Origin of the sequence: Leptothermofonsia sp. ETS-13 (genome assembly GCF_049200465.1) — a bacterium.
Lineage (GTDB): Bacteria > Cyanobacteriota > Cyanobacteriia > Leptolyngbyales > Leptolyngbyaceae > Leptothermofonsia.
In genome coordinates this window covers 4,684,682-4,707,156 of the sequence record NZ_CP120836.1, presented here as the reverse complement: position 1 = coordinate 4,707,156, position 22,475 = coordinate 4,684,682, and the positions used below count along the sequence as shown (strand labels likewise).

21 protein-coding genes, 1 tRNA gene and 1 pseudogene are annotated in these 22,475 nt (G+C 49.6%); 14 read left to right on the top strand and 9 right to left on the bottom strand.

Annotated elements, in window-relative coordinates:
• The first annotated feature begins 41 nt into the window (after positions 1-41).
• The 3 genes from P4D80_RS21415 (at position 42) to P4D80_RS21405 (ending at position 2,047) form a co-directional block, all read left to right on the top strand.
• Positions 42-515 (top strand): diacylglycerol kinase family protein, encoded by a 474-nt coding sequence (locus tag P4D80_RS21415; RefSeq protein WP_421656053.1) that lies wholly within the window; start codon positions 42-44, stop codon positions 513-515.
• Between the two features lie 54 nt (positions 516-569).
• Positions 570-1,172 carry an anthranilate synthase component II gene (locus tag P4D80_RS21410; RefSeq protein WP_421656052.1) on the top strand — a complete coding sequence of 201 codons (603 nt, stop codon included), beginning with the start codon at positions 570-572 and terminating at the stop codon, positions 1,170-1,172.
• A gap of 107 nt (positions 1,173-1,279) precedes the next feature.
• A complete protein-coding gene (locus P4D80_RS21405; protein ID WP_421656051.1) occupies positions 1,280-2,047 on the top strand; it encodes an MBL fold metallo-hydrolase in 768 nt (255 codons plus the stop codon).
• A 6-nt stretch (positions 2,048-2,053) separates the two neighbouring features.
• On the opposite strand, the gene P4D80_RS21400 is transcribed toward P4D80_RS21405, so the two are convergent.
• Positions 2,054-3,139 (bottom strand): RuBisCO accumulation factor 1, encoded by a 1,086-nt coding sequence (locus P4D80_RS21400; RefSeq protein WP_421656050.1) that lies wholly within the window; start codon positions 3,137-3,139, stop codon positions 2,054-2,056.
• A gap of 157 nt (positions 3,140-3,296) precedes the next feature.
• Between P4D80_RS21400 and P4D80_RS21395 the strand changes: the two genes are divergently transcribed.
• Positions 3,297-3,369 (top strand) — tRNA-Ala (locus P4D80_RS21395).
• 297 nt (positions 3,370-3,666) lie between these two features.
• Positions 3,667-4,426, top strand: a pseudogene (locus tag P4D80_RS21390) (IS5 family transposase).
• A gap of 801 nt (positions 4,427-5,227) precedes the next feature.
• Here the strand turns inward: P4D80_RS21390 and P4D80_RS21385 are convergent.
• Genes P4D80_RS21385 through P4D80_RS21360 form a run of 6 tightly spaced genes read right to left on the bottom strand, consistent with a single transcriptional unit; the run spans position 5,228 to position 6,453 of the window.
• On the bottom strand, positions 5,228-5,524 hold the full coding sequence (locus P4D80_RS21385) for a hypothetical protein (protein WP_421656049.1): 297 nt from the start codon (positions 5,522-5,524) through the stop codon (positions 5,228-5,230).
• A gap of 12 nt (positions 5,525-5,536) precedes the next feature.
• Positions 5,537-5,605, bottom strand: a complete 69-nt coding sequence (locus tag P4D80_RS21380) for a hypothetical protein (protein ID WP_421659579.1) — start codon at positions 5,603-5,605, stop codon at positions 5,537-5,539.
• 23 nt (positions 5,606-5,628) lie between these two features.
• Positions 5,629-5,802 (bottom strand): hypothetical protein, encoded by a 174-nt coding sequence (locus P4D80_RS21375; RefSeq protein ID WP_421656048.1) that lies wholly within the window; start codon positions 5,800-5,802, stop codon positions 5,629-5,631.
• Positions 5,778-5,999, bottom strand: a complete 222-nt coding sequence (locus tag P4D80_RS21370) for a hypothetical protein (RefSeq protein ID WP_421656047.1) — start codon at positions 5,997-5,999, stop codon at positions 5,778-5,780. The genes P4D80_RS21375 and P4D80_RS21370 overlap by 25 nt, the downstream gene beginning before the upstream one ends.
• On the bottom strand, positions 5,983-6,222 hold the full coding sequence (locus tag P4D80_RS21365) for a hypothetical protein (RefSeq protein ID WP_421656046.1): 240 nt from the start codon (positions 6,220-6,222) through the stop codon (positions 5,983-5,985). Before P4D80_RS21365 ends, P4D80_RS21370 begins: the two co-directional genes overlap by 17 nt.
• Before the next feature lie 54 nt (positions 6,223-6,276).
• Complete coding sequence (locus P4D80_RS21360) at positions 6,277-6,453, bottom strand: hypothetical protein (RefSeq protein ID WP_421656045.1); 177 nt, start codon at positions 6,451-6,453, stop codon at positions 6,277-6,279.
• 1,712 nt (positions 6,454-8,165) lie between these two features.
• On the opposite strand from P4D80_RS21360, the gene P4D80_RS21355 reads away from it, so the two are divergent.
• Genes P4D80_RS21355 through P4D80_RS21345 form a run of 3 tightly spaced genes read left to right on the top strand, consistent with a single transcriptional unit; the run spans position 8,166 to position 10,112 of the window.
• Positions 8,166-8,924 carry a MinD/ParA family ATP-binding protein gene (locus P4D80_RS21355; protein ID WP_421656044.1) on the top strand — a complete coding sequence of 253 codons (759 nt, stop codon included), beginning with the start codon at positions 8,166-8,168 and terminating at the stop codon, positions 8,922-8,924.
• Positions 8,925-8,929: 5 nt separating this feature from the next.
• Positions 8,930-9,961, top strand: a complete 1,032-nt coding sequence (gene glsA / locus P4D80_RS21350; RefSeq protein ID WP_421656043.1) for a glutaminase A — start codon at positions 8,930-8,932, stop codon at positions 9,959-9,961.
• The gene (locus P4D80_RS21345) at positions 9,951-10,112 is read left to right on the top strand and encodes a hypothetical protein (RefSeq protein WP_421656041.1); all 162 of its coding nucleotides are present in this window, start codon (positions 9,951-9,953) and stop codon (positions 10,110-10,112) included. The genes glsA and P4D80_RS21345 overlap by 11 nt, the downstream gene beginning before the upstream one ends.
• Before the next feature lie 168 nt (positions 10,113-10,280).
• Here the strand turns inward: P4D80_RS21345 and P4D80_RS21340 are convergent, their stop codons facing one another.
• Positions 10,281-13,394: a TIR domain-containing protein gene (locus P4D80_RS21340; protein ID WP_421656040.1), complete on the bottom strand. Its 3,114-nt coding sequence runs from the start codon at positions 13,392-13,394 to the stop codon at positions 10,281-10,283.
• A gap of 550 nt (positions 13,395-13,944) precedes the next feature.
• On the opposite strand from P4D80_RS21340, the gene typA reads away from it, so the two are divergent.
• Positions 13,945-15,741, top strand: coding sequence for a translational GTPase TypA (typA, locus tag P4D80_RS21335; protein ID WP_421656039.1), 1,797 nt, complete (start codon positions 13,945-13,947; stop codon positions 15,739-15,741).
• A gap of 73 nt (positions 15,742-15,814) precedes the next feature.
• On the opposite strand, the gene P4D80_RS21330 is transcribed toward typA, so the two are convergent.
• Positions 15,815-17,020 (bottom strand): type IV pilus twitching motility protein PilT, encoded by a 1,206-nt coding sequence (locus tag P4D80_RS21330; RefSeq protein WP_421656038.1) that lies wholly within the window; start codon positions 17,018-17,020, stop codon positions 15,815-15,817.
• 208 nt (positions 17,021-17,228) lie between these two features.
• Between P4D80_RS21330 and P4D80_RS21325 the strand changes: the two genes are divergently transcribed.
• The 5 genes from P4D80_RS21325 to P4D80_RS21305 all read left to right on the top strand — a co-directional run bounded on the left by P4D80_RS21325 (position 17,229) and on the right by P4D80_RS21305 (position 22,384).
• Positions 17,229-18,518 carry a DUF58 domain-containing protein gene (locus P4D80_RS21325; protein ID WP_421656037.1) on the top strand — a complete coding sequence of 430 codons (1,290 nt, stop codon included), beginning with the start codon at positions 17,229-17,231 and terminating at the stop codon, positions 18,516-18,518.
• A 177-nt stretch (positions 18,519-18,695) separates the two neighbouring features.
• Positions 18,696-19,145 (top strand): DUF309 domain-containing protein, encoded by a 450-nt coding sequence (locus P4D80_RS21320; protein ID WP_421656036.1) that lies wholly within the window; start codon positions 18,696-18,698, stop codon positions 19,143-19,145.
• A 1,037-nt stretch (positions 19,146-20,182) separates the two neighbouring features.
• Positions 20,183-21,178, top strand: a complete 996-nt coding sequence (locus P4D80_RS21315; RefSeq protein WP_421656035.1) for a ribose-phosphate pyrophosphokinase — start codon at positions 20,183-20,185, stop codon at positions 21,176-21,178.
• Positions 21,179-21,342: 164 nt separating this feature from the next.
• Positions 21,343-21,990 carry a MotA/TolQ/ExbB proton channel family protein gene (locus P4D80_RS21310; RefSeq protein ID WP_421656034.1) on the top strand — a complete coding sequence of 216 codons (648 nt, stop codon included), beginning with the start codon at positions 21,343-21,345 and terminating at the stop codon, positions 21,988-21,990.
• A complete protein-coding gene (locus P4D80_RS21305) occupies positions 21,977-22,384 on the top strand; it encodes an ExbD/TolR family protein (protein WP_421656033.1) in 408 nt (135 codons plus the stop codon). The genes P4D80_RS21310 and P4D80_RS21305 overlap by 14 nt, the downstream gene beginning before the upstream one ends.
• The last annotated feature ends 91 nt before the right edge of the window (positions 22,385-22,475 follow it).

Below are 22,475 nucleotides of genomic sequence, written 5' to 3'. Positions count from 1 at the left end.
TTCAACCCCTTGTCAGTTAGTCCCTGTTCTCCCTGTCGGCTATGCCTCCTGAACTTTCAACCCAAACCTCCGAACACTCCAACAATGGTAAGGTGCTGCATCTCATCAAACTAAATCGGGATCTCTCCTGGCAGGTTGCCCCCAGTTTACTGATCAGCTTTAAATTTGCCTGGGCTGGTATTAGCTATGCCTTTCAGACTCAGCGAAATTTCCGCATTCACGTTTTGCTAGGCTCCCTGGCCATTTTTCTGGGTATTACACTCCATCTCACTGCTGTAGAAATGTCAGTTGTGGCGCTAACCATTGGGGCAGTCCTGGGGATGGAACTACTGAATACGGCGATCGAGTCGGTGGTTGACCTGACTGTCAAGCAGAACTACCATGAGCTTGCCAAAATTGCTAAAGATTGTGCTGCCGCTGCTGTTTTGATTTCTGCCCTGGTGGCGATCGGGGTTGCAGGCTCCCTCATGCTGCCCAAACTTTGGCTACTGATCGTGCCATTTTTACATTTGTGATGGGCGGTCGCTTTAGCCAGTCAAAATCCAACCTGAACAGGCAGAGAGTGCCCAATGATTTTGGTCATCGACAACTACGACAGTTTCACCTATAACCTGGTGCAGTACCTGGGTGAACTGGGGGCTGAGTTCTCCGTTGCCAGGCAAATCCAGGTTTACCGTAATGATCAAATTACCCTGGAGCAAATCCGCCAGCTAAAGCCAGATGGAATCGTGATTTCTCCCGGTCCTGGTCGTCCGGAGGATGCGGGCATTTCGATGGCGTTGATTCGAGAACTGGGGCCAGACCTGCCAATCTTGGGAGTTTGCCTGGGGCATCAGAGTATTGGACAGGTGTTTGGCGGCAAAATTGTTTCTGCTCCAGTATTAATGCATGGCAAGACCTCGTCAGTGACCCACACAAATGCTGGAGTTTTTCAGGGTTTAGAGAATCCGTTGACCGCAACCCGGTATCATAGTCTGGTGGTTGACCGGCAGGCGTTCCCTGAAGCGTTAGAAATCACCGCCTGGGTTGATGACGGCACCGTCATGGGTATACGTCATCGACAGTACCCGCACATTCAGGGTGTACAGTTTCACCCAGAGAGTGTTCTAACGACTTCGGGCAAGCAACTATTGAGGAACTTCTTAGTATCCATTAGCGGTCAAACACATTAGGGAATTAGGAATTGGGAAGCAGAAATCAGGACAGGTAATAGGCTGTCTGTTCTCCGTTACCCCTTGACCCTTGCCCTCTAGCCTTACAGTGGTTCGGTGAGGAGATTATGAGACGGCGGCAGTTGATACGCTACACAGGAGCGGGGTTGGTTTCGGCACTGGGAGTTGGAATCACTTCCAGGCTTGAAAGAGTACAGGCTCAAACATCAGGACTTTCAATTCGGTATTTTGGGCATACCTGTTTTTTGTTTACTGGGGGTGGAACCCGAATTCTGGTCAATCCGTTTCGATCGCTCGGATGCACAGCCGGATATAAACCTCCCAAAGTGGCTGCCGATCTGGTGATGATCAGCAGCCAGCTTCTGGATGAGGGAGCAGTCGAAATTGTCCCTGGCAATCCCCGGCTGCTTTATGAACCTGGCGTTTACCAGGTGGGCAAGCTGCGGATTGAAGGCATTCGGATGGATCACGATCGCGTCGGTGGACGCAGATTTGGGGTGAACGTCGCCTGGAAGTGGAAACAAGCAGGAATCGAGCTCTTGCACTTGGGTGGTGCTGCTGCCCCCATTTCTGTTGAACAGAAAATTTTGATGGGTCGTCCGGATGTGCTTCTGCTTCCAGTGGGTGGTGGACCTAAAGCCTATACTCCAGAAGAAGCTAGGCAAGCCATTGACACCTTGAATCCGAGGCTGGTAATCCCGACCCAATACCGAACGCAGGCAGCCGCGAAGGAGGGGTGTGACCTGGTAGGGGTAGACAAGTTCCTCTCACTGATGAATGGGGTTCCTGTGCGGCAGGGGGGAAACACCCTAAACCTGGGGCGGGGCGATCTGCCAGCAAAGGGAATGGTAATTCAGGTAATGAGCTATGCATAATTAGCATTACTCATCGATCTGCCAAATTTCCTTCGTATAATTATCGTCCAGCACCTTTTTGGGACGCATAACTAAAATGACCTGGCCCAGAATTGTGGCTTCTGGCTCATACTCGAACCACTGGATTTGGAGTTGTCCAGCATTATCGACCACAAAATAATGACGAGGGTCCCAGTCTCGTTGAGACCGATCAACCACCACCATCACCTCTTCCGGTGCACCAGGGAGTGCTACTGGCAGGGCCTCACTGTCACAGAGAATGGCAACTGGATCCTCAGCCGCTAAAATAACCTGCCACCCAGGGATAGCCACCCAGGCTCCCGTTCCGGAAAATTTCACAATCCGGAACGGTTCAATCTCCTCAACCAAGGGGGCTGCCTGCAAGTCAGCTTTCGTAAGGGGAAGTTTCCCAATCACGGGCAGCAAGCGTGGAAGTTCTTCCGTTGCTTCCAGGCGGTACACTGGCAAAGCGGGGGTCGGAGTTGCAGGTACAACTGAAAAATCTGTCAGCAGCTGCTCAATCTTTTTACGAGCGGCATCACTGTGTGCAAATCGAAGTCCTTTAGCAATCAAGCGAGAGCGTTCCTGCAAATCTGACTTTTGTCGTGTCAGTCTCCAAATCTGGTAAGCGATCGCATCCCCTGGATGATCGGTAAATCCTTCTGGCTTATTAACCAGGCGAGAATACTCTTTCACCGCTTTAGCAGCCTCATGAACTTCATTCATATCCAGCTTTTTCTCGAACGCTAACTCTGCCATCGCGGCTCGTTCTGGTTGAGTCAGAATGCGAAGCTCATACAATACATCGCTGCCCTTAACACCAAAATATTCTTTGGCTGCATCAGAAACCCCAACTGCAAGAATGCTGGCATAGACCTGGGCTGCAACAACAATCTGGTTTTGCTGAATCGGTTCAAAACCCGTTTCTTCAAAAATAGACTGTGGATTATAGCCCATCTTCTGCAATGTCTGACAGGCTTGCCCCCACTCAACCCAGGTGCCCTCTTTCCGGCGGAGCGATCGCAACACCCCTTCCACATCTACAGTGTTTTGCTGATCGGAATCAGGGAGATTTTGAGGAATTTCAGTCATAGCAACGGCGGTGGTGTTTTCTATCAGTTATCGGTGCTTGCCAGCGATTCAGAAAATTGGAAGCATCCATCATTCAATATCAGTCATTGTCTAAGTCAAATTATCGCGCTATTACTTGACGAATAGCCAGTCTCAAGGGATGATGTAATACGCATAAGGGGCTATAGCGCAGTTGGTAGCGCACCTCAATGGCATTGAGGGGGTCAGCGGTTCGAATCCGCTTAGCTCCATCCAAGGTAGGCTATTTGTTAGAGGTTGGTGATTGGGACAATAAGCACTAAGTGTCCTTAAACGACACTTAGTGCTTATAACTGGTTCTAGTCAGTTAATGCTTGTCTTGAGCTTCGCAACGTTACCCCACTGATTTTGCCTGTACTATAGGTTTTACCTATCATTTCCTTTACGGCACTTTTAGCAAGACTTAAGGCAATTTCCGGAGAAGAGGGTACCGAATTAAATGAGTTGGATTAGGGCGTGTCATCAAATAGGTAAGCTGGGATAGCAGACATTTATCCCACAAGCTGAGCATGACCACTCGCCGCTATGCTTTACGAGATGACCAATGGGAACGCATCAAAGATTTATTAGCTGGCAGTGACCAGTGGGTTGGAGTCAAGGCGAAGGACCATCGGTTGTTTGTCGAAGCTGTCTTGTATCGCTACCGAGCAGGCATCCCTTGGCGCGACTTGCCAGACCGATTTGGGCACTTTCGCAAAGTCCACACCCGGTTTCGGCGGTGGGCCAAAACGGGTGTATGGGAGCGAGTGTTTAGGATGTTAGCCCACAATGCAGACATTGAATACGCGATGCTCGACTGATTATGCGCGCCCACCAATATAGTGCCGGGGCAGAAGGGGGGCTGCCGATGCCCAAGCTATTGGTCGCAGCAACGGGGGATTGAGTACTAAAATTCATGCCTTGGTTGATGCTTTAGGCAATCCGCTTGGGTTTCACCTCACACCTGCGCAGGCATGTGACTTGGATGGGGCGGATGTGCTGTTAACCGACCTCAAAGCAGACACCCTGTTGGCAGACACGGGGTATGATGCAAACCCACGAGTGATTGAACGATTGCAACAGCAGGGCAAAACGTGTGTGATTCCCCCCAAGCGCAACCGCAAAACCCAGCGAGACTACAACAAGCACCTCTACCAAGCACGCCCTCTGATTGAAAACTTCTCTGCCCAACTGAAGCAGTATCGGGCGATTGCAACGCGCTACGACAAGTTGGCACAGATGGTTCTGAGTGGGATTTATCTGGCGGCTGTTGTTATCTGCCTCAATTGATGACACGCTCTAAGATATATCATCTGGGTAACAATGGATTGGTAACAATGGATTGCGTTCTAATCTTCCCTCCACTGTTTTCATAACTGACTTAGAGAGCGAAATCTCTTTTTGGTAAACCTTTTGATTCAACTGAACAATGGGATAAAGACATTGCTAGAGCATACTTTGTGCCCTAGCAGGCATTGTGGCACATCTTTGAGCTGAGTACCATTCCAATGCTGTTCTAGAATGATTCAGCACTGTTCAATGGGATCAAACTTACTATAGTAGGGGGGATAGTACAGCAAGTGTAAAGGAACGTTCGCCTTAGACAAAACAGACTTCAATCATCATCTGCTGCATTTTGAGTGGATTCACTTTGGAGCAAATGTCCTAATTGGGAAAAGTGATTTAGAGTCAGCGGGCTAAACACTTTCGACTTAAATCGTGGACTTAAATTTAACAAAGACAGTTTAGCTATTTAAGCGGCGATCGCAGGTCAAGGTGTAGCGTTATGTAGCAATATCCACGTTGCTGATGATGTGGCATTAGGTTTCTTAGTACAACTCCGTTTCTTAGTACAACTCCCTGATGTGCCACTGGAGAGGTTGAACTATTCGGCAGTGTATTTAGAAAACCACCCAAAAGAAACACTGATTCTAAAGTTTGTAGATTGGTTAGTTGCAATCGCTGGTAGCTTCTCTCAACCTAAAGCCTTAGGATAAGGTAGTGTGTTGCAATTGCCATACAATCGGGTCGAGGAGAGCATTTAACTCTCCCCTCCCACCCCTCCCATCATGCGGGTCCGCAATGGGCGGCTCATGAAGACGCACAAACAACTCTGATGATTGATGAGGCATATCCTTGAACTTGCATCCAAAGTTGCCTAATCGATAGCCCCCTCTGTGGCTCTAACCACTCATTGGTCATTCCCGTATGCGTTGCGAACGTCTTTGACAAGCGCCAATAGCCTTTACGGCGAATGCCCGTCAAAATCGCCTGACGCTTTGTTGTCCCCAGTTTGAGCAAGTTGGTGATGCGAGTTCTGGGTCTACGCCACTGCTTCCAGGAACACATCCGAATCCGCCGCCTCAACCAACCCTCTAACTCCTCCATGGGACTGTAATGTTAGGAAATGCCAAAGTCGTTCATCCAGCCTCGCACGTATCGGTTCAACCGTTCGATTCGTTCTGCCATCGAGACTCCCCAGTTGCGGCAAGTTAACCCTTGAGTCGGTGTTTGAAGTCTTGCAGAGCCTGGTTCGAAGCCAAGATCTGAATGCCTCGGAAGGTAACCCCCAGGTATTCCAGGTCTTCGATCTTGACCACCCGACTTTTCTCGCGATTGACCCTAAGCTTCAGCGTTTGGGTCAGGTAACGGCGAATGTTCGCCATCCCCTGTCCGTTGCCTGAATTGTGCTACCGACTAGCACTCCTGCTCTCAGGTAACGACCGATGAGGCTTAAAAGCACTTTGTCAGTTACTTTACGGGCAATGCGGGACATCAATACATCGTGGTTGACTGTATCAAAGAATTGTTCCAGATTCAGGTCAACCGCATACCGATCCCCCGATTTAACACGATTTAACAAAGGTCTTCACCTGCCGGATGGCACCGTGAGCAGAACGTTTCGGTCGGCTCCCATCATTGGACTCGGACAATCCAGGGTCGAAGATGGGACTCAGCACTGGCAGGATGGCTTGTTGGATCACCCGGTCAACGACATCAGGCACCCCCAACTTTCGTTCTCCCTGGCCCTGGGGCTTGGGAATCACCACCCGTCGCAGGGGGCGCGGTTGGTAGTTGCCCTCCATTAGGGATTGGCGAATCTCACCCCAATCCTCGCGGGCATAGGCCGGACAATCGTCTCAGGTCATCCTATCACTGCCAGCTGCCCCCTTGTTCGATTTCACTCGTTCCCAAGCTCGTTTCACATTGTCGCGCTTTAAGATTCGCGTCATCAGGTTCTCTAAGGCTGGCTCAATGTCAGCGCGCCAAGCATCATCTTCCCCATCCGGGTTCATGGAGGCGCTTGAGTTGTTCATCGCTCCTCCTTCGTTCGTTCATGTTCAGCCCTTCATCCTGGAGGGACTACTATGGCTTCTGCTGACTTCTGTTCAGTGTCCCCCTCGAAATTACTCTCAAGCGCGCTGCCTCGATGACGTTAGGGGTCTGTGGCTCCCTCGCCGTTTCCCGCGAGACCTCTATCAGACTCCCATAGTCCATCGAACCGCAACCAGACAGACCTCCCCAGATAAGAACGTGATCTGTCCCGCCGCAACCGCGTCATTGACGATGCCCCTTGAACCACGGGTTTCGTTGTGTTGTGCCAACTCACCCAGGAGGCTTCGCCTTCTATGACGTTTCTGTTCGTCGGCTCGTCGGTTTGCCGCTGGCTTCCTCCAGACACTCCCTCGCAGGAGCAACCTTGCCTTAAGCTAGTGGTTATCGTCACTCGGAACTTTTGGGTTCATTTGGACGCTTGTTCCACCACAGCGGACTTTCATCCCATCAGTTCACGCCCATGCGGGCGTACACATGGCGCTGGAGCGGCCTGAAGGAAACCACTGGTGCTGAGTTCGAAGCTACTGCAGCCGCTGACCTTTGCCTTTAGCTGGCTTCGTCCTGGGTTAGGGCTATGCAGAAAGATTATCGGTCATGGGTGAATGTTAAACTTGACCCAGATATACCAGGAGAGCGATCACTGTAACTTCTATAGCTGTCGCCAGGTTGCTTAGGGTATTGGTTTTAAGGGGATGTGGGGGCTTTGCCCCTAGCCAGGGGTGGAACTCCTGCACCCCTTCTTCGCTTACTAGCCTAGCGTTGCTTGAACCGTCATAGCTGATGCCTCGCCCCCAGCCAGGGGTGAGCCCGTGCACCTCATCCTAACCCTCTTGAACCACTTCGGGAAAAGTGAATTCAGTCAAAAATGGTGAAACCTTTACTCAGTCAAGGTCTCAGCATATACAGTTTATTTCCGATATTGCAAAACATTCGACAATAAAGTGTATATGTCCAACAGCACGCGGTGAGAGGCTTTCAGCATTTAGAGACAGTTTTACTTCGCCTAGAGTGATATATCAGGGATAAAGCCACTAGAAGCGTTTCGATCGCCATTGGTCCAGTGTTGTTACCCAACAGTTCAGGGGGATGATTACCACGTAGGGTGAAGTGTTGATCCATCACTTGACCGAGTTGTTCGATGATTGGATTCAAGCTATTTAATCGAGTCAACCAATACTGCCTTCCACAATTCCGTATTAGCTAAAAATTCTACGTTTTTTGCTCCATCTGCCAGATGATCAGCAATTCCAAGTTGTGCTGCCACTGCTGCCACACCAATGCATTGTGTTAGTCATAGACCATTCATCATTTGCAGGATTTGCATTAAAGGGTTGGATTGAGCATTCGAATACCCAATAAATCCGTAACAAACAATACTTTTTTCCCTTGAAAATAGTTGCTTATTAAGGAAGCTAGAGTTTTTGTTGTTATCAGGGTTTATCTGATATTTTCTTTAGAAAACTCTTCTATACCACTAGTGGTTCACCAAAGGAACTTTGCCTGGTTATCTAAACCCGGAAAAACCCCTAAATTGGTTTTTCCAGGTTTGCAACCTTCAAAATCTGCTTGGCAGACTACTAGTGTTGTAAACACTAAATTTTGCAACATGGGAGTTTAGGGGCTCCGCCCCCAGGCAGGGGTTCCATCCCTACACCCTCAACAAAACTTTCGTTTTGCCGTACTAGACATTAATATGCCTAAAGTCATTTCCATTCACTCGTACCGAGGTGGTACGGGCAAGTCTAACTTTGCTGCGAACTTATCAACGACGGTGGCTGCCCTAGGCAACCGGGTGGGCATGGTTGATACAGACGTTCCCTCTCCAGGGATTCATAATTTGTTTTGTCTAGAGCCAGAGCAGATGGGTAAAACCCTCAATAACTACTTGTGGGGTGAAAGTCCAATTGAGGATGCAGCGTATGATGTCAGTGCCAATGTGGGCATAGATGGGACAGGTAAGCTGTTTCTGGTGCCTTCCAGTGTGAAAGCGGATGACATCGCCAAAATTTTGAAGGACGGCTACGATGTCAAGCTGATGAATGACGGGTTTCGCAATCTGGTCAAGGGGTTGCAATTGGACTATTTGTTCATTGATACTCATCCTGGCTTATCGAAGGAGACCTTTCTGTCGATCGCCATCTCCCATATCCTGATTCTGATTTTGCGTCCTGATAAGCAGGATTATCAGGGTACAGCGGTGACCATAGATGTGGCACGACAATTGAATGTTCGCAGAATGCTGTTGGCAATCAACAAAGCTCACAGCAAGTTGAATTTGGATGCTCTGAAACAGAAAGTGGAGGAAACCTACAACGAGACAGTGGCGGGGGTGTTTCCCCTCTCGGAAGATGTAGTGCAACTTGCCAGTGAAGGGGTGTTTTGCGTGAAATACCCAGAACATCCGGTGAGTCAGGAGTTCCACAAAGTGGCACAGCAAATTATTGAGGGGTAAGCATCATGTCAAACTTAGGAGATTTGCAGTCCCTTGCCAGTTCCATTACGGCAGTTACATCCCCCTTTCGCAATTATCTAAATGATCTTTACGAGAAGTATCGATCGCTCAATGAAGGAGCCGTTGCAGATTACATTCCCGAACTGGCGCTAGCAAAACCGGAATGGTTTGGGATTTGTGTGGTGACACAGAATGGGCAGGTATTTGAAGTGGGTGACTGCGACAAGTTGTTTACGATTCAGTCCATTTCCAAAGCGTTTGTGTTTGGCCTGGCGTTGGAGGATCACGGACGAGCGTATGTGAATAGCAAGGTGAGTGTGGAACCGACAGGGGAAGCTTTTAACTCCATCGTGCTGGATGAAGCCACCAACCGTCCCTATAACCCGATGGTGAATGCGGGAGCGATCGCGACTACCGACCTGATTAAAGGCAAAAACGGCACTGAACGCCTGAAACGAGTGCTGGAGATGTTCAAACGCTACACTGGCCGGGATCACGACATTAACGTGCCTGTCTTTTTGTCGGAGAAGGCAACGGGCTACCGCAACCGGGCGATGGCCTACCTGATGCTGAACTTTGGCATGGTCAGCGACAGAATTGATGAAACGTTGGATCTGTATTTTCAGCAATGCTCCATTCTAGTAAATGCAAAAGATCTGGCAATGTTGTCGGCAACGCTGGCAAACGGGGGCGTAAATCCGGTGACGAAGGAGCGGGCGATCGATGAACAGTATGTGCAGGATGTGATCAGTGTGATGCTCACCTGTGGCATGTACGATGCATCGGGCGAGTGGTGTTACCGAGTCGGCATGCCTGCCAAGAGTGGCGTAGGCGGTGGTATTACTGCGGTCGTCCCCGGCAAGTTGGGCGTTGGCACCTTTTCGCCACCGCTCGATGCCAAAGGCAATAGCACTCGCGGCATCAAAGTTTGCGAAGACCTGTCAAGGGATTTTGGTTTGCATTTATTTAACGTGGCGAAATCAGAACGGGATTTACAAGAGTGGATCGTGGGAGGAGATGGAATTAATGATTGGTAAGTCTGCCAGAAACTCCCCAGGCAAGTTTCGTCTTCGCACCACTCTGGTGTTGCCTTTTGTGCTGCAAATTATGACAGCGGTTGGACTGGTGGGCTATCTCTCCTTCCGCAATGGTCAACAGGCTGTCAACGACCTGATCATTCAGCTATAGCTCTACGCAGGTGCGTTAGGACATTGGGTATGTTGGATTGGCGAACGAGAAAGGGCAATATCTTCGGATTGGCTGGGTTAATCCCTACAGAAAAGTTCTTGCGCTCTTGCGTCTCCGGCAAGCACCGGAAACTGGAGCTTCTTGTTGAAATGGCTACACTTCACTGAGTCAGCGATCGCGCTCATCTTTGACTCCATCGCATAGGTGGCGATCGCTCTCCTTCAGGTTGCTGTTGGTTTTCAAGTAGTCTCCCACCCATTGGCAGCCCTGCACGAGTAAATCCTGCAAGTCCAGGTTCAGCATCATGATTTTGGTTTCATTAACAGCTACAAGAACTTTTCCATCAGGACTAAAGCTTAAACCTTGAATACGATCGTTGAATCGACCAAAGGTGGACAATAGCGTACCCCATTCCAATAATTCTGCATTTTCCTGCCTGGACTCCACAGGTTTCTCTAGACTCCAAAGAATTAATTGACCATCTGCTCCACTGGATGCTAAAAGTTTTCCATTGGGACTGAAATTAACATTGCTTACCCCACGAGAATGTCCTTGCAGGGTTTTAAGTAAAGTCCCATTCCGATTCCATAACTTCACGGTTGTATCGTTACTAGCAGATGCAATAAGTCGACCATCAGGACTAAAGCGGACATCGTAAATTACGTCAGTGTGCCCATCTAAAGTTTTATAGAGGTTTCCATTCCGAGTCCATAGCTTTACAGTTCGATCTCCTCCGGCAGATGCCAGTAGTTCTCCATCAGGACTAAAGCTGGCTCCATAGATGTAATCACTATGTCCTTGAATTACCTTCTGAAGCGTACCATCCAGGTTCCACAATCGAATGGTCTTATCATCACTGACAGAGGCAAGAGACTGCTCATCCGGACTGAAGGCTACTGCTCGAATCATGTCTGTATGACCTTTAAGTGTCCGCAGTAAGTGTCCATTTCGATTCCAAATCTTGACCGTTTTATCAGCGCTAGCAGATGCAATCAGTTGGCCACTCGAACTGAAGTTCGCTTCATTCACCCAATGATTATGCCCCTCCAGTGTTTTTTGCAATTCGCCATTCCGATTCCAGAGTTTAACTGTTTTATCTGAGCCACTGGTTGCGAAAGTTTCTCCATCGGGGCTAAAACTAATCCAGTTGATAGCATGGGTATGCCCGTCAAATAGCGCTGATTCTCCAGCATTTACCTGCCAAAGCCTGATCGTGTTGTCAAACCCAGCCGAAATCAAGCTCTTTCCGTCAGGGCTAAAACGGACACCGATAACGAATCCAGCATGTCCAGGGAATGCTTTAACTAAAGCACCATTCAATTGCCACAAGTTCACAGAACCATCAGCACCCGCAGTAGCAAGCGTTTGGCCATTTGGGCTAAAGCGAACACTCATCAATTCAGCCGGGGATGAAAATCGAACCTTCGCCCGACGGAGAACCACTTCCCGTAGCTCCCCTCCCTTGCGCTCAACCTTCAAAGATACCTCTGTACCCACGTTTCCTCTGATTCTATCGCTTGCTTCCGATTGATTAAATCTAAACTCGCTGATGAGTTTGCCATCGACTGCAAGGATGCGATCTCCAACCATCAATCTAGCAATTTGAGCAGGAGAATTCTCAAACACCTCTGTAATGGTTAAGTTTTTTGCTGTCTCATTCCATTCATACCGAATTCCAATCCCAAACAACTCGCTGTAGCTGGTGCCTGTTGCAGAAAATTGGCTCAATTTTTTCCCTGTTAGGTTCCAAACTCTAACAATGCCATCTCCTCCAGCCGTTGCGATGGTTTTTCCATCGGGACTAAAGCTCACATCCCTAACACCAGTATCGTGGTTGAAGATTTGAGATGCCTCTAAAGTGCTGTTCAGCATTCTCAATTTCACGTCTTTTCCTTCAACCGTTGCTATCGTTCGACCATCTGGACTGTATGCCATCACACGAGTATTTTGCCCGTAATCTTGAAACAAATCTGGTTGAAATGCCTTAAGAAGTTTTCCGTCTAATTGGTAAAACTTCAGCCCCTCCTTATTGAAAATGATGATTGTTTTGCTATCCGAACTGAACATGACATCGGAATCGGATAATCCCTGAAGCGTTTTAAGCAAAATACCCTCACGATTCCAGATTTTAACAGTTTTATCGGAAGCGGCTGTCGCAATGTTTTTTCCGTCTGGGCTGAACTTTACGTCATACACAAAATTCTGGTGTCCAGTTAGACGTTTAACTAATTGCCCATTCCGATTCCACAGAATCGCCGTATTATCTGCACTGGCAGAAGCAATTAACTGACCATCTGGACTGAAATTAACGCTTTGTAAACGATTGGTATGTCCCTCTAGGCGGTTGTATTCTTGTACTCCGTAAACTGCTTGCTGAAGGGCGACAACTGCTTTCGTCCTTAGGTTGTCATCTATCCAGCTTGCCTGTTCCAGTAATCTTGCTGCATTCAATCCTTGCAGAAGTGCATCCAATCGCTTATTCAGGCTAAACAGCGCTTCAGAAGAAGCAATCAGAGCACTCACCTCATTTTTTTCTGATGCAACTCGCCGTTGCTCAGCCTGCTGATACTGGTTAAATGCGGTGAACGCGGAAGCGATCGCAACCACAGAAACCGCTGCAACTGCCCCTAACCACATTCGTTGCCGCTTAATTTGAAGTCGCTGTTGTTGAATTTCAGCTTCCTGACGATCACTTTCGGCCTTACGACTGGCACCGATATAGTCACGCTGAATCTGAGTTGATCGCGGTTCTTTCTTGACATTCTGGGTTAACCACTGAATCACCAATTCCAGTTCACTGCCGCGCAACAGCAAATCAGGATTGCGGTCTTTTTGATTCCATTCGATCGCTTTCACCAATATCCGCGTATGTTGTTTTACATGCTCCAGATCGGTGTCGATCGTTTCTATCAACTTGTGAAATGCATGGTCAAAATCATCGGTTTCCTGAAAAAACAACCAATTGTGCCGTTTCAAAGCAGGATGAACTTGATCACCGGCAAAATCATCCCGTCGCACAAGGGGCACTAACCGTTTGTGATATTTGACGGCGTGTTCAATTTCCTGGTAACAAACCCTAGATTCAACTGAATCAGAACTAAGAATAAATACGAATGTGTTGGCAGCTTCAATCCCCCGTTCAATTTCCTGCCACCAATCAGCAGTCAGAGGAATGTCCTGCCAGTCTACCCAGGCTTCGCGTCCAGATTCTGCCAGTGCCGTATGAATGGCTTTGACGAAGTCCTTATCCTTGCGCGAGTAAGAGATGAAAACATCGGTCATGCCCATACCCCAGCGAGAGGATGTCCCAGCTTCAATTTATCAGGTCTGGTGATTGGAACTGTTACCCATTGGGGTTAATTTAGGTTTGCGAGGATAGGGGCGATCGCTTACCCTCATTTCCATTCTGATTTTTAGCTTCCCGACCAGAGGCACGATCACCAACTATACAACTCGTACACCAGCTTTTTCTCCCGTAGAGTTTCAAGCTCTCTGGCTGTGGCTGGGCTTTGACCATTCTGGAGTGCCTTCAGCCAGCGTTGTTGTCGCGTCTTATAGCTCTACGCAGGTGCGTTAGGACATTGGAATTAGAGAGGGAGTGAGGGCTTCGCCCCCAGCCAGGGGTTCCACCCCTGCACCCCGTCCTAAGCCTGGTGGCTATCGCTATAGAACAAACCTGAACAAGTTGGCTTGCCTTACTTCCTGGATTTGCCAGAAAACACGTTAGAATTGTTGAGGCTTCTTTACCAGAGTTTGCAATTGAATTTTGGGAAAACTTTCTTAAGAAGCTGTTTTTAGCCTTAACGCCCTAGCTTTTCATCGGTATTCCTCTATGACTCTCCCGATTCGCAATGTCGCTATCATTGCCCATGTTGATCATGGCAAAACTACCCTCGTAGACGCACTACTCAAGCAGGCAGGTACCTTTCGGGAGGGCGAAGATGTGCCTGAGTGTGTGATGGACTCCAACGACCTGGAACGGGAGCGGGGAATCACTATCCTGGCAAAGAACACCGCCGTTCGCTACAAAGACACCCTGATTAACATTGTTGATACGCCCGGTCACGCTGACTTTGGGGGTGAGGTTGAGCGAGTACTGGGGATGGTGGATGGCTGTCTGCTGATTGTGGATGCGAATGAAGGCCCTATGCCCCAAACGCGCTTCGTACTCAAAAAGGCGCTGGAAAAAGGGCTACGTCCCATTGTTCTAGTCAATAAAATTGACCGCCCCCAGGCAGATCCCCATGGAGCCATTGACAAGGTGTTGGATTTATTCCTGGAGCTGGGAGCTGATGATGACCAGTGTGAGTTTCCTTACTTGTTTGCATCGGGGCTGGCAGGGTATGCGATCGCCCAGCTCGATGATGAGCCTATTGACATGAAGCCTCTATTTGAGGCATTTCTGCATCACGTTCCACCCCCCATTGGCGACGTCAACAAACCCCTTCAACTTCAGGTCACCACCCTGGATTACTCCGATTACCTGGGGCGGATTGTCATTGGCAAGATTCACAATGGCACCATCCAAACCGGGCAGCAGGCAGCACTGGTGACAGAGAGTGGCGAAATTGTGAAAGCCAAAGTCACCAAGCTTATGGGTTTTGAAGGGTTGAAGCGGATTGAAATTGAGTCAGCCTCGGCAGGAAACATTGTTGCAGTGGCTGGCTTTGCCGATGCCAATATTGGCGAAACCATTACGGATCCCAACAATCCCCAGGCTTTGCCGTTGATTAAGGTGGATGAACCCACATTACAAATGACCTTTTCGGTGAATGATTCGCCATTCGCCGGTCAGGAAGGGAAACTGGTCACTTCACGGCAGGTACGCGATCGCCTCATGCGCGAACTGGAAACTAATGTTGCGCTCCGGGTTGAAGAAACCGACTCACCCGATAAGTTTCTGGTTTCGGGTCGGGGCGAACTCCATCTGGGCATCCTAATCGAAACCATGCGGCGGGAAGGCTACGAATTTCAGGTGTCTCAGCCTCAAGTTATTTACCGCGAAGTCAATGGTCAACCCTGTGAACCTTACGAAACATTGGTGCTGGATGTTCCCGAAGATGCGGTGGGTAGCTGCATGGAACGCCTGGGGCAGCGGAAGGGCGAAATGCAGGACATGCAGGTGGGGGCCAAAGGTCGCACTCAGCTAGAGTTCGTGATCCCGGCTCGCGGATTAATTGGGTTTCGGGGTGAATTTATGCGCCTGACCCGTGGCAACGGCATTATGAACCACAGTTTTCTGGACTACCGGCCCATCAGTGGTGAAATCGATGCCCGCCGCAACGGTGTACTGATCGCCTTTGAAGAGGGAGTAGCCACTTTCTACGCGTTGAAGAATGCCGAGGATCGCGGAGCCTTCTTTATTACCCCCGGCACTAGGGTCTACAAGGGCATGATCGTGGGCGAACATAATCGTCCCCAAGATCTGGAACTCAACGTCTGTAAAACCAAGCAGTTGACCAACCACCGTGCCTCCGGTGGCGAAGAACTGGTACAGCTTCAGGCTCCTGTAGAAATGAGTCTGGAGCGAGCACTGGAATACATTGGCCCCGATGAGTTGGTGGAAGTGACCCCAAAATCTATTCGCCTGCGCAAGGTGGCAAAGGAGAAGAAGTTGGCAAGGAAATAGAGGAAATAAACTTCAGGCAATGGGCAACAGGCGACGGGCGGTAGGTATGATTTTGGCTGTTACCTGTTGCTTTTTAAGCATGGGTAAAATCGCGGCCAGCATTTCTGGAGGGATCAAACCCTTCGTTTCTGACGCGGCGACGGAGATCGCCTGCATCGGTTGAGGCACGTACGGCATCGTCGGGGCTGATTTTGCCCAACAGCACCAGGTCGCAGAGGGCCTGGTTGAGGACCTGCATGCCTTCGTTGGTATCGGTTTCCATCAGGTGGAAGGCTTCCCCTTCTTCCCCTTTGAGCAGATAGTCTGACATAGCCGGGGTGTTAATCAGAATTTCATGGGCTGCCGTCCGGCGACCATCGGTGGTAGGAATCAGCACCTGGGCGATCACAGCAATCAATGATTCGGTGATTTGTACCCGCATGGCTGGCTGCTCGTCTGGGTTGTAGATGTTGAGCAGACGGTTGATGGAATTGATCGCATTCCGGGTGTGCAGGGTTCCCAACACCAGGTGACCAGTTTGAGCAGCTTTCAGGGCGGTATCGACAGTGATGCGATCGCGCATCTCCCCGATTAGAATCACATCTGGATCTTCCCGCAGGACAGACCGCAAAGCGCTATGGAACTCGTGGGTATGAAGCCCGACCTCCCGCTGGCTGATCAAACACCGCTGGGAAGAGTGGACATACTCAATCGGGTCCTCAATAGAGACAATGTGTCGGGTTTGGGTTTCATTCATGTGCCGGATCATGGCCGCGATGGTGGTGGATTTTCCCGAACCCGTTGGGCCTGTCACCAGAATTAAACCCTGGGGCTGGCTGGCCAGATGTTTCAGAACTGGCGGCAACCCTAAACCGTCAATGGTTGGAACATCCAGCGAAATCAACCGGAGCACAATGGCTCCGCCCCGCAGCGTTTCAAAACAGTTGACCCGACACCGCAAAAACCCAGGATAGAAGATGGCTGTATCCAGCTCCTTATCTCGTTTAAACCGCTCTATTTGCTCAGGAGTCAAAATTTCAGCCAGGTATTGCTCAAAAATTTCAGGGGTCACCATCACCTGATCTCGCGGCTGCACCATTTGCCCTCGAATGCGAAACCGGGGTAGCTCTCCTACCCGAATGTGAATGTCAGATGCCTGCCGTGCGTGGGCATCCCTAACCATCTGCTCAATCGTGCTGACTGGCTTTGCTTCTACCTGCTGCCCCTGTATTGGCGTAGGAGCCGGGGGGGGCGGTGGAACAGGTAAATGATCATGAGGTCGGGGTGCAGAACCGTGCATAGGTTTCTCTCTTGTTGATGATGTCGTCAGAGAAGCAGATCGAGCTGGAGCCGAGTCGTTCAACAGGTAGCGCCCTGGGTAAACTAGCGTGAGAGCATCGGGCAACCCTTCCAGAGCCAGGAAATGGCAATGAATTTACGAACACTCTTAATAAATATCCACTAATTGTATCGAGTCCGCATCGAGTGATCTGCTTTTTTAAGCATTCTTGTTACTGAGTTCTGGTCCTTCCGTGAGCGATCGCCTCGCTACAAAAATCTTTTCCAGAACTGCGCTTCTACCTACCCTGACGATTGACATGAGCAAGGCCACACAAATTGCCGAATGGCTGGAAACCCGATGGGTAGCCCCTGCTTACAGCGGCTGGCTGTTAGGGAGCCTGTCCATCTTTTTCTTCATTTCAGCGACCAACACATTAGCGGGTTGGCTATATGTGTTGAGCGGAGTTGGCATCGCCCTGCTGGCGATCGCCGCCATTCTGCCTGAGCGTATACTACGCAACATTCATGTCCACCGCAACCCTATCCACCCGGTCAGCATGGGGGATAATCTGACTATTGAACTGGTACTGGAAAACCCAACCGCTCAACCCAAAACCCTGATTCAGATTCAGGACATGCTGCCCTACGTACTAGGTCAGCCCGTGACAAAAGCGATTGAAACTATCCCGCCTAATGGCAATTACCACTGGGTCTATTTTCAGCCCACCCAACAGCGGGGTATCTACCGCTGGCAAACGGTGAATCTAAGAACAGCTGCGCCCTTGGGGTTATTTTGGTGTCGGCGAAGTCGGGTCGAACCAGCCAAAGCAGTGGTTTACCCCACAGTCCTGCCCTTAACCCACTGCCCCCTGATAGATGAAATGGGAAGAGAGGCCAGTTTGCAATTTAACAGCGATCGCCGCACCCAGGCAGCTACTGAAGGCATTACCCGTTCCCTGCGCCCCTATCGCTGGGGAGACCCTACCCGCCTGGTACACTGGCGCACTAGCGCCCGCTACGGCGAGTTACGGGTTCGGGAACTGGAAGTTTTGACGGGAGGGCAGGAACTGGTCATTTGCCTCGACAGTGCCCTTCCCTGGCGAGATCGAATCCGGCCTCCTACGCCCCCTTCAGACGACTTTGAGCAAGCTGTGATTGCTGCTGCCTCCCTCTACTTCTATGCCCTCCACCGCGAAATAAACGTTAAACTGTGGACGGCTGGTACAGGTGTGGTTCAAGGTAGCCAGATTGTTTTAGAAACCCTGGCAGCCGTACAGCCAGGCGAAGATGTCTACGCCGAAAACCTGCCCAGCACTCCAATCCTCTGGCTGACCCAAAACCCTACCGGGCTACATACCCTCCCTCCTGGTAGCCGCTGGATTTTATGGCCCTCTGTCCAAGAGCCAAATCGCCAACCTATCGAATCAAACCCTCTCCCCTCTGTACAAAACACTCCTGGCATCACAATAAATCCCAATCAACCCCTTCAGCTTCAGCTTCAAGGCCCATTTAATTAAGTTTTGAGTTTTAAGTAAAGTGAAAGGGTGAATGAGTGGATGGGTGGATGAGTGTTGAGTGCTGAGTTGTCTCAATGCCTGCCCCCTAGCCCCTAGCCCCCATTCCCCAATCCCTGACTCCTAACTCCTGGCTTCTTTCTTCTTTCTTCTTCCTAACCCCTCCCTCCCCCCTTCTAGATGACTAACGACCAACCCGACCAATTCTGGCAGGGTGTTGAGCAGTTCAATCAGCGCCAGTTCTATGCCTGTCACGATACGCTGGAAGCCATTTGGATGGAAGCGTCGGAACCTGACAGAAGGTTTTATCAGGGAATTTTGCAGATCGCCGTTGCACTCTATCACCTGGGCAACCAGAACTGGCAGGGGGCAGTAGTGCTCATGGGCGAAGGCATGAATCGATTAAGAAGTTACCAACCAGAGTATGCGGGTATTGATGTAGAAGGGTTTCTGGCACAAACAGCTCAAATCCTGAAACTGCTACAAGAGGCTGGACCCAACCGGGTTTCGGCGATCGCCCAACAACTGGGCTATCCCATTCAGAGAAATGGGCAGGAGGAAGCAGCTATGGAAACCATTCAGGCAAGTACCCATCCCCTCCCAACCTTGCAAAGAATTTCTACCCAATAGCCCCCTTCCGCCTCTCAAAGGAGAAATACGGGCACGCCTCTACCTGTCTTCCCCTGTCACCCCTGAAACTTCCCGCCACCAACATCCGTCATATCCTGGTATAGTGATAGCCACCAATCTCAGGACGGGGTAAAGGGGTAGAGCCCCACACCCCTTAAACCAGTGTCCTAGCCTGGATTATTCACGAAGGGTCAAGATAAATATAGAAAGTCAAGATAAATATAGAAAGGAGAGCTTTAAACCGTATAAATTCAAGCTTTCTAGCCTTTAAAAGCGTCTTTATTTTGACATGACAGTCTGTAATTCAGATTTTCTCTACGATTTTGATGTCCCCGAGCCCTAGCGGTGCAATTTTCAGATCTTGAACTGAGCAGGCGTATATTCTGAGCAGGCATATATATTGAGTAGTTGTTGAGTAGTTGATTGGGGCAGCGATCGCTGTAACACCATTCAGGTTTGAAAGACTCTGGAGAACAATTGAGTGAAGTTACGGAAGATTTTTGCGAATTAATCGAATACTGTAAAATATAGCCGTCGCTAGGTTGATTAGGATATGCCAGGTTGATTAGGACATTGGTTTAAGAGGGTGTGGAGGCCTTGCCCCCAGCTAGGGGTGGAACCCCTGCACCTATCCTAAACTTGGTGGCTATAGTTATAAGGCATTGCTGAAAAGCAATATCAATCGAAAAAAGTTTCGAGCATATAGCACCTATTTCATACCCAAATTCAGCAACGCCAGCTATAAATCTACCGTTGGGCCAAACGGTAAAGCAAATCTAGTTGGCTCTTCCAGGGTGTGGGAGGGAAAATACTTCGAAATACTCTATTCATCCCCCTCAAGCTCTCTGTAATAGGGGTTTAGCTTTGGTGATAACGTTACTTGATTATCACCACGCTGTATAGCTCACCATCAAATTTTAGTTTGGCACTAATGAGTTTTCTGTAAATAAAATGAATTAAACATTTAGGACATTTTCTCAGCGGATAATTTCAAACCTGAATGATAATATTGCGTTGAACGCGTTCGAGGGCATGTCGTGATTCGCTCTGCTACTCTTCCTACTCCTCAACCTACTCTCCCATCTCTGACTGACAATAACCGCCTGCGGCTGCTCTCTGGCTCGGCAAATATCCCCCTTGCTCAAGAGGTTGCTCGCTATCTGGGAATGGACCTGGGACCCATGGTTCGCAAACGGTTCGCGGATGGTGAGTTATACATCCAGATTCAAGAATCCATTCGAGGCTGTGATGTCTACCTGCTGCAACCAACCTGCCGTCCGGTGAACGATCACCTGATGGAACTGTTGATCATGATCGATGCTTGCCGTCGCGCTTCCGCACGGCAAATTACGGCGGTGATTCCTTACTATGGCTACGCAAGGGCAGACCGCAAAACAGCGGGTCGGGAGTCCATCAGTGCAAAACTGGTGGCAAACCTGATCACCCAGGCAGGGGCAAGTCGTGTGCTGGCAATGGATCTGCACTCCGCTCAGATTCAGGGCTATTTTGATATTCCCCTCGATCATGTGTATGGCTCTCCTATCTTGATTGACTACCTATCAAGCAAGCAACTTCCCGATCTGGTTGTGGTTTCGCCGGATGTGGGGGGTGTCGCACGGGCCCGAGCTTTTGCAAAAAAATTGGATGATGCTCCCCTGGCCATTATTGACAAACGGCGGCAGGCTCACAATGTTGCCGAAGTGATGAACGTAATTGGGGATGTGTCCGGTAAAACTGCGGTTTTAGTGGATGATATGATTGATACCGCTGGCACCATTTTGGAAGGTGCAAGAATTTTGAAGGAAAATGGTGCCCGTCAAGTTTATGCCTGTGCGACCCATGCTGTGTTTTCTCCGCCAGCGATCGAGCGATTGTCGAGTGGTTTGTTTGAAGAAGTGATTGTCACTAATACGATCCCTGTGTCTGAAGAATTGCGCTTCCCACAGTTGACGGTGCTTTCAGTTGCGAATTTACTGGGCGAGACAATCTGGCGAATTCATGAGGACAGCTCAGTCAGCAGTATGTTTCGGTAACTGATTGTTAGTTATTGTTTGTCAGTGAGTGGTTAGTGGCGAAATTTACTGACCATTTATTCTGTCTGCAGGTGCCTGATTCTTAACCCCCCAATGAAAAAACTGACCTGATAAGCTATTGAAGGGCTGCTCAAGCTTCTTTAGCCTTGCCTAGTATAAGGTTCATGCCATTTGGGAATTTACTGACGGCTGGTGGTGTGGTCATGGTTCCACTGCTGGGATTTTCAATCCTGGCAGTGGCTCTGATCATGGAACGAATTGGGTTTTGGGTGCGGGTGGTGCGGCGGCAAGATCCGGTAGTTCGTGAAGTGCTAGATCTTTATAAACGTAGTCCTAGAGCGGCTTTTTTAAGGCTAGAGCAGAACCTGGATCTGCCCATCGCCCGTATCTTCCTTGCCGCTCTGGAACTGGAGCGACCAACCCCGGAAGAATTTCGTCTTGCTTTGGAGAGTGCCGCTCAGGCTGAATTACCTTTACTAAAGCGCTTCAACACCGTATTTGAAACGATTATCAGTCTGTCACCCCTGCTGGGTTTGCTAGGGACAGTTTTGGGGTTGATTAACTCCTTTGCCTCTCTCCGATTGGGGGATGTAGCAGGCACGAATGCAGCCGAAGTCAGTGCTGGCATCAGTGAAGCCCTGGTTTCAACAGCCTCTGGATTAGCTGTGGCAATCTTTACGTTGCTGTTTGCCAATACCTTTCGAGGTTTATACCTACGGCAAACTGCGTTGATTCAGGAATACGGGGGGCAGCTAGAGCTTCTCTACCGTCGCCGTTACGAGCAAGGAAAGTATCCCTATGCGCCTGCCTGAGGAACCTGACATTCCGCCTCAGATCAACATCGTTCCCATGATTGATGTGATCTTTGCCCTACTCACGTTTTTCATCATGTCGGCGCTCTATCTTACTCGTTCGGCTGGATTACCTGTTAACCTGCCCAAGGCCATTACAGCAGAAACCCAATTCAAAGATGAGATTGTTGTTACCGTTAATCGACAGGGACAGTTATCACTGAATCGTGAACCAGCCCAAATTGAAGACCTTCAGGCACGAGTGCGGACTTTGATGGGAAATAGCCCTCAGGCAGTGGTGGTCATCAATGCCGACGATCGCGTCAACCACGGTCGGGTGGTTGCGGTGATGGATCAGCTGCGTCAGATTCCTGGAGTGCGAATTGCGATCGCCGCCGAACGGCCTTCTATGTGAAAAGTGGAAGGGTGGATGAGTGGGAGAGTGGTGGTGGGAGTTATAGCGGTAGTCATTATGGTTAGGACGGGGTGCAGGCGTGGAACCCCTA